This is a genomic window from Dyella sp., from assembly GCF_035508675.1.
GTDB lineage: Bacteria > Pseudomonadota > Gammaproteobacteria > Xanthomonadales > Rhodanobacteraceae > Dyella_B.
In genome coordinates this window covers 1-10255 of the sequence record NZ_DATJMN010000342.1, presented here as the reverse complement: position 1 = coordinate 10255, position 10255 = coordinate 1, and the positions used below count along the sequence as shown (strand labels likewise).

The 10255-nt window shown below is 62.1% G+C and carries 8 protein-coding genes; 2 read left to right on the top strand and 6 right to left on the bottom strand.

The window, feature by feature from the left end; all coding sequences use genetic code 11:
* Positions 1-201 precede the first annotated feature (201 nt).
* Positions 202-963 (bottom strand): hypothetical protein, encoded by a 762-nt coding sequence (locus VMA74_RS18200; RefSeq protein ID WP_325369544.1) that lies wholly within the window; start codon positions 961-963, stop codon positions 202-204.
* Positions 964-1128: 165 nt separating this feature from the next.
* On the opposite strand from VMA74_RS18200, the gene VMA74_RS18195 reads away from it, so the two are divergent.
* The gene (locus tag VMA74_RS18195) at positions 1129-1791 is read left to right on the top strand and encodes a J domain-containing protein (RefSeq protein ID WP_325369542.1); all 663 of its coding nucleotides are present in this window, start codon (positions 1129-1131) and stop codon (positions 1789-1791) included.
* Positions 1792-1906: 115 nt separating this feature from the next.
* Here the strand turns inward: VMA74_RS18195 and VMA74_RS18190 are convergent, their stop codons facing one another.
* From VMA74_RS18190 to tviB, 4 genes are all read right to left on the bottom strand, one after another.
* A complete protein-coding gene (locus VMA74_RS18190; protein WP_325369540.1) occupies positions 1907-3307 on the bottom strand; it encodes a TIGR03013 family XrtA/PEP-CTERM system glycosyltransferase in 1401 nt (466 codons plus the stop codon).
* A gap of 532 nt (positions 3308-3839) precedes the next feature.
* Entirely contained in the window at positions 3840-5519 is a 1680-nt protein-coding gene (locus tag VMA74_RS18185) for a GMC family oxidoreductase (protein WP_325369538.1), read from the bottom strand.
* Between the two features lie 50 nt (positions 5520-5569).
* The gene (locus VMA74_RS18180) at positions 5570-6580 is read right to left on the bottom strand and encodes an NAD-dependent epimerase (protein WP_325369536.1); all 1011 of its coding nucleotides are present in this window, start codon (positions 6578-6580) and stop codon (positions 5570-5572) included.
* 230 nt (positions 6581-6810) lie between these two features.
* The gene (tviB, locus tag VMA74_RS18175; RefSeq protein ID WP_325369534.1) at positions 6811-8088 is read right to left on the bottom strand and encodes a Vi polysaccharide biosynthesis UDP-N-acetylglucosamine C-6 dehydrogenase TviB; all 1278 of its coding nucleotides are present in this window, start codon (positions 8086-8088) and stop codon (positions 6811-6813) included.
* Positions 8089-8331: 243 nt separating this feature from the next.
* On the opposite strand from tviB, the gene VMA74_RS18170 reads away from it, so the two are divergent.
* Positions 8332-9087: a tetratricopeptide repeat protein gene (locus VMA74_RS18170; RefSeq protein WP_325369532.1), complete on the top strand. Its 756-nt coding sequence runs from the start codon at positions 8332-8334 to the stop codon at positions 9085-9087.
* Positions 9088-9103: 16 nt separating this feature from the next.
* Here VMA74_RS18170 and VMA74_RS18165 read toward each other — a convergent pair whose 3' ends face one another.
* The gene (locus tag VMA74_RS18165; RefSeq protein ID WP_325369530.1) at positions 9104-10099 is read right to left on the bottom strand and encodes a PHB depolymerase family esterase; all 996 of its coding nucleotides are present in this window, start codon (positions 10097-10099) and stop codon (positions 9104-9106) included.
* Positions 10100-10255: the final 156 nt, after the last annotated feature.

Genomic DNA, 10255 nt, shown 5'->3' with positions numbered 1-10255 from the left:
AGTTGGCGCAACGCGTAGTGGTTTTGCGCCGGCACCTCGCGTATGCCGTCCGCCGCGGCGTTGTTCATGCGTTGCAGCGGGCCTTCAATGCCAATGCTGACGTTGCTACGTCAGTCCCCCACGGATTCCCCGTTTGTGTTTCCTTGTCGATCTACTTGCCGGCGCACCAAAAATTTGAAAGTGCAAAGCCAGCCCATCCATTTATTTCGATTGGAATGCGAGCAACCACAAAATGGCGCCTTGAGCAGGAGCGCCGGTCCAGCTGACGTTGTAAGTACCCGCGGCAACGACCTGCTTGTACGCCACCGCACATTGCACGCCGCTGTTGTCGGGAAGCTTCAGAAAACTGTCGATGACGACAAACCCATTATTGGGTACTGCCGTCATGCGCTTGATGCCGCCATCGCCCCACCACACGGCAATCAGGGTTGCCGGACCGGTGGTGGTCACACTCGCGCTGGTCATCACCAGGCCGGTGGGTGCGTAGTTCTGGCTTACATCTTGCAGGACACCTGCATGAGTGATTTCGACAAACGGTACGGAGATTTCGCCGGCCGCATCGCCGTTCTTGGCGAAGCTGACGGTGTGGCCGGGGCCGCCTTTGGCGTCCAGCGCCAGATAGGCTTTGACGTTGAAGCGGTCGCCGTAGCCATTGCCGAACGGAACATCGTTGCCCAATTGTTTCCAGCGGTTGCCGTAGCTGTCTTGCGGGCTGGAATCGTTGCTGGAATAGCCGCCGTTGAAAACGATCAAGGAGCTGTCACGGTGCTGTGTTGTGATCGGGCGGGTGACGACCGGGCTGGTTCCAAGCCCCTCGGATTGCGTTTGCAGCGTATGGGCGCCCAGGGCGGGTAACGCGGTTGCCGCGGCCTGGGCCAGGGGGGTGCCGGAAGCCGCAAGCAGAAGCGCGGCGACCGAAGTCCCGCGGCAACAAGCGGCAACGTAATCCCGACAGCCCTGCATGGCACACCCCCTACCTGTGTCCGATTTTGAGAACTGTATCACACTAAGTCAAGCGCAAAATGTGCTTGCGAAGGGCGCATTCCTGCGCGAGGCTAGCGCTGTCCCATCCTGGCCGCCCGAGCGGCCAGGCGTATGCGGGACACCACCATGCACAGGGGAAAGGGCGTGGCTAACGAGATCGATTTTCTCGAGCTGTACCGGCAGCTGCGGGTAAGCCCGGACTGCGACCTGCAGACGTTCAAGCAGGCTTATCGCCGCCGCGTATCCACGCTGCATCCGGATCGCAAACTTCACGGCTATTCCGACTCGCGCAGCGCGCAGCGTTTGCAACAGCTCAACGTGCAATACGATGCAGCGATCGAATTCCAGCGGATTCATGGGCGCCTTCCCGGTGCGCCAGCGCCGGCCCGAGCCGCTTCTGCGCCGGCCGGTTTCAATCCGCCGCCACGTTCGCCGTCTTCGGCGCTACCGCGCGCACGGCGCCGCTCGAACGTGAGGTGGCTGATCCCGATTGCGCTGGCCGCCATCGTGATTCTGTTTTGGGGCGTATCCAGCGTGGCGCCACCATCGAATGTAAGCGGCGAAAACGCTGCCGGTGACAACGACGCCAGCTCGGCAGAAGCCCCGGCAGCGCCGATGCTGAGCTTGGGCATGTCGCCGGAAAACGTGCGCGCCATCGAAGGCAATCCTGTCGCGATTCGGGATGATCTGTGGGAATACGGACCATCGTGGGTACGGTTCGACCATGGCACGGTGGTCGATTGGTATAGCTCGCCGTTGCATTCGCTGAAGACGGCGCGGATGAGGCCTTCCAGCGCGCGCAATTGAATAGTTCGTTCAATGCGCCACGGGGTAGGTTGGGATGAACGCATGTGAACCCCAACATCGCCATATACATGCCGCGCGACGTTGGAGTTCGCGTGCGCTCACTCCAATCCGCATGTCAACGCGCACCGCGATGGAACAGCACCACTTCCACCGTCTCGATCAGGATCAACATGTCCAGCAGCAAATTGTGATTCTTGACGTAAAACAGGTCGTATTTGAGTTTTTCCGCCGCATCCTCTTCCGACGCGCCGTACGGATAGCTCAATTGCGCCCAGCCGGCCAGGCCTGGTTTCAGGCAATGGCGCAAGCTGTAGAAAGGAATCTTGGTGGCCAGGTCCGCAACGAACTGCGGACGCTCGGGGCGCGGGCCGACGATGCTCATGTCGCTCTTGAGCACGTTCCATAGCTGCGGCAATTCATCGAAGCGCAGCTTGCGGCAAACCCGGCCCACGCGTGTGACGCGATCGTCGTGCTTGCTGGCCCAGCGCGCCACGCCGTCGCGTTCGGCATCGGTGCGCATGCTGCGGAACTTGAGCAGCCAGAATGTCTTGCCGTCTTCGCCGACGCGTTCCTGCCGATACAGGATGGGTTGGCCGGGTCCGGACTCCAGCCGAATCGCCAGCGCCACCGCCACCATCAACGGCCAGCACAGCAACAGCAGCACGCTTGCCGCCAGCACGTCAAAGCAGCGCTTGCTCAGCCGGCGCACCGGCGTGGCGTTGAAACCATGCGAAAAGACCAGCCACGACGGCTCCAGCCACGACAATTGCACGCGGCCGGATTCGCGCTCGAAGAAGGTGGTGAGGTCGGTGATCATCACACCGGCCTGCCGGCATTGCAGCAAGCCATCCATCGGCAGCCTGCCGCGGCGATCGTCGACGCCTACCACGATCTCGTTGATCTGTTCGCGCCTGACCAGATCGGGCAAGGGGGCGTCCAGGGCAAGCACGTGCTCCGCCGGAATGGCCAGTTCTTCGCCGGGGCAGGGCAGATAGCCGACGATCGTAAAACCGCGCCGGTCCGAGCGCCGGCGCATGCGGTTGTGGATCTGCGCGGCACGGTGGCCGGTGCCCAGGATCAGCACGCGCGGCTTGAGCGAGTCGATATCGACCACGCGCATGAACAGCAGGCGAAACATCATCACCGCCACAAAGCCGATCACCAGCGCAATGCCCAGCACGCCACGGCCGACATAGGCCTGCGGCACGGCGTAATAACCGATGACCAGCAAAAGGCCGCCTATGACGAAGGCGACGGCTTGCCTTGCCAAGGCGCCCTGCCAAGTGGTGCGCAAATGCGTGCGATATTCGCCGAGCGCGGCCATACCGAGCAAAATCACCGCGGCGAAAATAAAAGACCGCAGCAGCAAATGATGCGAAACATAGAGCCGGTCTTCCGGATTGCCGATATAGCGAATATGCATCGCCACGTGCAATGAACCCGCAAGCAGCAGCAATTCGGCGATGCCGAACAACAGCAGCCAGCGCACCGTTTGACGTCGCAGAAAATGAAACATGCAGGTATTCCCCCAGTGCCATGTCCCTATAAGCGAACTTGAAAGTACGCTCTTTTTTTTGTGGTGTCGATGGCCTTTTGGGCTTGTCCACCAATGGCCGGCGGCACAGGCATGCAAGGTGTTACATGGCTGATACACACTTGCGGTATTACATTAAATGTAATGGCACTAACTTAAGCGTGTATCTCGACGCTTGTAGTGATGTGCCTCCTCCTCTACTTCGCACTTGATTAGCGTCGAGTCTCAGTAACCCCTCATTGTCGCCGGCGAAGGCCGGGGGCCAGCGCCTTTCGGGCGCCTCAACGTCACTGGGTCACGGTGTGGCCCGCTTCGCTGTTGTAAACGGCACTTCTATCAATTGCCCGCTACTCGTCCAACAGCGTGACAAGTCGGTACAACCTGATACTCGCCACGCTAATCAAGTACTTCGCAGGGGATGGGGCGAATCCCGGCAAGCCATGGAGCAATGACGCTTAAGTTAGCGCCATTAACCTTAAAAGCGGTCCACCGGCAGTCATGCCGGATCGAACTTTTACACCGCCTCGGAAAGCGCCGCCGTACGCATCGACGCATACAGCCGGTCGGCAAGCCGCAGGCCGAGCGCCACCACTGTAAAGGTCGGGAATGCCCAGCCGCCGGTGGGAAATACCGAGCTTCCCGCCACGTGCAGGTTGTCGATGCCGTGCACGCGGCAGTGCCGGTCCACCACGCCTTGCCGCGGATCGTCGGACATGCGCGTGGTGCCCAGGTGATGCGCGGTGGTGTGCACCTGGGCCGGTACATCATCGTCGTCGCTCAGCCACGCGGCAGGCCGGTACGTTCCGCCGCAGGCGCGGGCAAGCTCGGCGCCGAACAGCGCTGCAGCGGTACGGTAGGTGCGGCGGTCGAGCGCGGTAAGCCGCCAGTCGACGCAGACTTTCCGCAAACCCAGGATGTCGCGTTCGTCGGCGAGTGTGATGCGGCTGTCGCGATTGGGTGTCTGCTCGAAATAGCCGATCAGTTCAACCCGGTTGCTGCGCACGGTGGGTTTGTCGCGCAGCTTGTGCACAAACGCCCTGGCGATGTCCGTCGAACCCAGCCCGACCCGCAGCGCCAATTTCGCAAGGTTGGTGCTGCGTTCGCGCGCGTCGTCATCGGTGGAAGGGCCATTTTTCAGCGCGGCGCACAAGCGTGCTTCCAGCACCGCGTTTTCGTCCTGCACGGCAGGGCGCAGCGCGGCGCGGAAATCGCGCAGGGAACGAATGCCCGGTGGCACGGCCTCTTCCACGGCGAACGGATGCACGCGCCCGTTCAAGATGCGATGCGCTTGTTGAAACGCATGCGACAAGCCGATTTCCGGCGACGCCGGCGTCACGCCCTTGCCGGCGTTGCGATCGTACGGGCGCGTAAGCCGTTCCGGCGTGTCGGTGAGGACGGTACCCATGCTGCCGCACGGATGGTCCATGAAGTAACGGCCGACAAGGTCATGCTGGTTGCCCAGCCCGCGCGGCAAGACGGCATCGGAAAGCAGCAGCATGCGCGCATTTTCGATGCCGCCGCAGGCAAGCACATAGTGTTGCGCCCGAACCATGCCCCTGCGTCCGTCGATGGCGCCGATGCGTGCATGGCGAACCGAGCTGCCATCGGCGGATGCATGCAGTTCCAGCAGGTTGGCATGCAGTACCACCGTGATGTTCGGCGCGTTTTCGAGTTCGGTGCGATAAGCCTTGCCGAACAGGATCGGGCTGCGTGCGAATACGTAATTGACCAGCTTGTCGGCGTCGAAGGGAATCGGATTGCGCGCGAGCGGGGCGAGGAAAGAACCGTCGGCAAAGTCGTATGCATTGATCTGGCAGTAGTCGCGTGCGCGTTCGTAATAAGTACGCAGCTCGTCGTAGCGGATAGGCCAGCCGCTGTGCGGCACCCAATCGCGTTCGGCCAGATCGTGCGCGCCCAACGGAATACAGCCGCCGCCCCACAAATTGCAGCTTCCGCCAAACACGCGCATGCGCGACGTACCGGCATCAAGGGGTGGGGTGCCGATCGACAGGCCTTCGTACAAGGCCTGGCTTTGCTCTTCGCCGAGCGCGCCCCCACCTTCGATGACGCATACGGTGATCGGTGTGCCGATGAAGCGCCGCGCCATCGCAATGCCGGCAGCGCCGGCGCCGATGATGCACAGGTCGGCATCAAGGCCGGCCGCGGTCGAACTATCCAGATAGTCGATGATCACTTCGCCCCCAGATGCTCACGTTGCGCGCGCATACCACTGCGAGCTGCAAGCTACTCGCGATAGTAGTCCCTATACCAGCTTACGAAGTTGGCGATGCCCGTGGCTACGGAAATTTTTGGCGCATAGCCGACGGACTGTATCAATTCTGTTACATCTGCTTCGGTATCGGGCACGTCGCCGGCTTGCAAGGGCAGCATTTCCATCCGTGCCTTGCGGCCCAGGCATTGCTCCAGCACTTCGATGTAACGAAGCAATTCAACCGGTTGTTGGTTGCCGATGTTGTACAGCCGGTAGGGCGCTACGCCGCTGCTGGCCGGGTCGGGCTCAGCGCTGTTCCATTCGGCGTTTGTCCCGGGCACGCGGTCCAGGGTGCGGATGACGCCTTCGACGACGTCGTCCACGTAGGTGAAGCTGCGCTTGTGCCGACCGTGGTTGAAGACCTTGATCGGCTCGCCGGCCAGGATGGCCTTGGTGAACAGGAACAGCGCCATGTCCGGGCGGCCCCACGGGCCGTACACGGTGAAAAAGCGCAAGCCGGTACTGGGAATGCCGTAGAGATGCGCATGGCTGTGCGCCATCTGCTCGTTGGCCTTTTTGGTGGCGGCGTAGAGCGTAAGCGGATGCTCCGCGGACCGGTGCTCGGAAAACGGCATGTCGGTGTTGGCGCCGTAGACCGAACTGGTGGATGCGAACACCAGGTGTTCCACGGGATGCTGCCGGCAGCCTTCTAGAATGTGCAAGAAGCCGGTGACGTTGCTGGCGACATACACATGCGGGTTTTCCGCCGCATAGCGCACGCCCGCCTGTGCCGCCAGGTTGATCACACGCTGCGGCTTGTGCGTGGCGAAGGCGTTCTCCACCGCGGCGCGGTCGGCAAGATCGGCATGGATGTGCGAATAGCGCGGGTGTTCGATGAAGCGCGCCAGGCGCGCCTTTTTCAGGCGGACGTCGTAGTAATCGTTGAGGCTGTCGAAGCCGATGACCTCGTCGCCGCGTTCAAGCAGCTTGAGCGCGACATGCGAACCGATGAACCCGGCGGTGCCGGTAACGAGTACTTTCATGGCGTGACATCCTGTTTAGACCAATGCAATAACTTGAAGGCATTTCTATACATGCACTCAGGCCAAGCGAGCATCTAAATCACCGCGAGGTATGACTCCCTCCCCTGCGAAGTAGGGGAGGGCTGGGGTGGGGTTGTTCGAGCTTGCAGCATGAGTTGAACCGTGTCGCGAGGTTGCTTCACCCCACCCCAACCCTCCCCTACTACACGTAGGGGAGGGGGAAGATCCCGCTAAAGCCGCCCATCCACCGCTTCGCGCGGCAACACGTATTTCACGTCATAGATCACCGAGGACGGCTTGCCGAACGCGCGTATGCCTTCCGCGCCCATCGCGACGAACTGCCGGTGCCCGACCGCGATGATCACTGCGTCGTAGTCGCCAGGTTGGGGTTGCGCCACGGGCGTGATCGCGTATTCGTGTTCGGCTTCGGCGGCGCTGATCCATGGGTCGTGGACGTCGACGTCGGCGTTGTAACCGCGAAGCGCTTTCAGGATGTCCACCACGCGTGTATTGCGCAGGTCAGGGCAGTTTTCCTTGAACGCCAAGCCCAGCAGCAGGATACGAGCGTTCACCGGATTGATGCCTTTGCGCACCATCAAGCGGATCACTTCGCTGGCGACGTAGGGACCCATGCCATCGTTGGTGCGCCGCCCCGCCAGGATCACGTCCGGATGGTGGCCGACTTCCTGCGCCTTGTGCGTGAGGTAATACGGATCGACGCTGATGCAATGGCCGCCGACCAGGCCCGGGCGAAAGGGCAGGAAGTTCCACTTGGTGCCGGCCGCCTGCAGCACTTCGAGCGTGTCGATGCCAAGCTTGTTGAATAGGATCGCCAGGTCGTTGACCAGCGCGATATTGAGATCGCGCTGGGTGTTTTCGATCACCTTGGCCGCCTCGGCCACCTTCAGCGAACTTACCTTGTGGGTGCCGGCGGTGATCACCGAGCCGTACAGGCGGTCCACGAAATCCGCTACCTCAGGCGTGGAACCGGACGTGACCTTGAGAATGCTGGTGACGCGATGCTGCTTGTCGCCGGGATTGATGCGCTCGGGACTGTAGCCGGCGAAGAAGTCGCGGTTGTAGACCAGGCCCGAGACTTTTTCCAGGATCGGAATGCAGACTTCTTCGGTGCAACCCGGATACACGGTCGATTCGTAGATCACCACGTCGCCGGCCGCCAACACTTTGCCCAGGGCTTCGCTCGCCTTGACCAGGGGCGTGAGATCGGGGCGCTTGGCATTGTCGATCGGCGTCGGCACGGTAACGATATACGTGTTGCGGTCCGCTAGATCGGCCAAGTCCGCACTGAAACGCAGCCGCGTGGCGCTGGCCAGTTCGGCGGCATCCACCTCCAGCGTGCTGTCGCGGCCGGCGCGCAATTCGTCGATACGCTCGCGCTTGATGTCGAAACCGACCGTGTCGTAGTGCTTGCCGAATTCCACGGCCAGCGGAAGACCCACATAACCGAGTCCGATGATGGCGAGCTTGGTGTTCTCCAGATTCCGCATACGCGCTTCCTGTCGTGGGTGCTTCCGGTACGAATGGATCGGCTGGCAGACCCGCGCAGTTGACACCAGTGGCGAGGCGCTCGCAACTGTGCCGTGCAAGGTGCCGGTTTGTTCGCTGGGTTGCGCTGCGCAAAATTTTCGGCAATTCAACAGTTAAGATCGATGGCGCTGATTCAAGCGCGTGCCTGAGTTGTCGTCTCAGGGAAGGGGGCGGCGTGGACAAGGGATGACAGCGATTACGCATTGCGCGGCGACGCCGATCTGTCCCGAGGTGAACCGAAGGCCGCGATAGCCGATTTGGACGAAGCGATCCGCATGGCGCCCGATCAAGCCGCTTATTATGCGGCCCGCGCGCGCGCCCATCTGGCGAACAAGGAGTCGGATGCGGCACGCCCTGATCTGGGCAAATCGCTGAGCCTGGATCCGAAGAACGTCGACACTTTGCTGCTGCGCGCCGAATTTCGGTTCAGTCGCAAAGACCGCGACGGTGCCTTGGCCGATGTGAAGGCGGCAAGCAGCTTGGCCCCGGCCGGATCGTCGCAAGCCAGTTTGATTGCCGACTTTTACCTCCGGCTCGATCAACCCGCGGCGGCGCTCCCCCTGCTCGACGACTGGATTCGCTTGCACAGCGCCGACGCCAGGCTTGGCGCCGCACTCGACGAGCGCTGCTGGGCGCGCGCCCTCAGCAACCAGATGCTGGACGACGCCGAGAAGGATTGCCGCCAGGCGATCAGGCGCGATGGCGACAACCCGGCCTATCTCGACAGTCTCGGCTTGGTGGAGTTGCGATTGGGACATTATCCCGAAGCGATCAAGGCCTACGAGCGGGCCGTCGCGCAGGCGCCGCGTTCGGCGTGGCCACGCTACGGACTGGGCTTGGCGAAACTGCGCAGCGGCCAGACGGACGCGGGCCGTGCCGATCTGGCGGCTGCGCGCAAGCTCGAGCCAGGCATCGAGGCGCGTGCTGCAAGGTATGGATTGACCGCCTCGGGATCGTAGCGGGCGATGGCCACCCCTAGTGTTGCGTCGCCAGCTCGACACTGCGCGGCGCAGCCAATCCGCCGTAGTGCGTGTCGATGTGGCGAAGCAAGCGCAAGGCTTGTTCCGTCTTGCCGTTTTGCATCCACTGCTGCGCTTGATCGAGCTGCGCGTTCAGCGCTTGCGCCAGGCGGCTACGGCAAGCCTTAAGCTTGTCCGGTGCTTGCGGGTGATGCTGTTCAAGCACGACCAGCGCATGTTCCAGCGCCGGTGGCTCGGCCAGTTCATGGCCGAGCCACGGCATGGTGACGGTCTCGACATCGGTGATGCACCACTCGGGCAGGGAATGGCGGCTCTGGCTATCCATATCCAGATGAAAGCGATCCTGTTCGCCGGTGAGATAGACCAGCCGGCTGGAAGTCTGGAACTGCTCCAGCAGGGGCTTGGGCGGCGGTGGAATAACGTCGCCGATCGCATCGCTGCCGGCATCGAGCAAGGCGCCATGGAACAGATCCGGATAGCCCAGCGCCAGGCGCATCGCCATGCGTGAGCCGCCGGAGAAACCGCTCACATACACCCGTTGCGGATCGACGTGGTAAAGCGCCATCACATTGGTGGCGGCAAGCACAGCGAGCGCCGCGCGCTGGTCGAACGCACTGGCGTCATTACCGGAGTGCGCTGCGGTAACCAGGATGATACCGCGTCGTTCCAGCACGCCCACCCAGCGCGGCGGCACTTCGGCCTGATCCCATGGCGGTATGAAAACCAGCAGCGCATAGCCGTTCGGCGGTTCCCTCGCCGGCACGTACATTGCAAAGCGTTCCTGCTTGAGCGAAAGGGTTTGCTTGCTCTCGCCATGCACTTGCACGCGCATGGCTTCGAAGGGACTCAACAGGCGGCGGGCAAGTTCGTCGCTGCTGGCCAGCGTGCTGTCATGCGAAAACACCACGTCTTTGAGCAAGCCCGTGGTGGTGGCTGCAGCCGAGCAGGGCAGTAGAAGAATAAGGGCTAGCGCGAAGGCGGGCCGATTCATGGGGGCAGGCTAGCATGCGCGGCGGCGGGCGCGCTGTTCCCTCCCCTACTTGCAGGGGAGGGCTAGGGTCAGTGCTCCGAACTTAAGGGCCATCTATCGCCGGGAACTCTAATTCGTCATTCCGGCGTTCGCCGGAATGACGGGCTTGGATTTCTG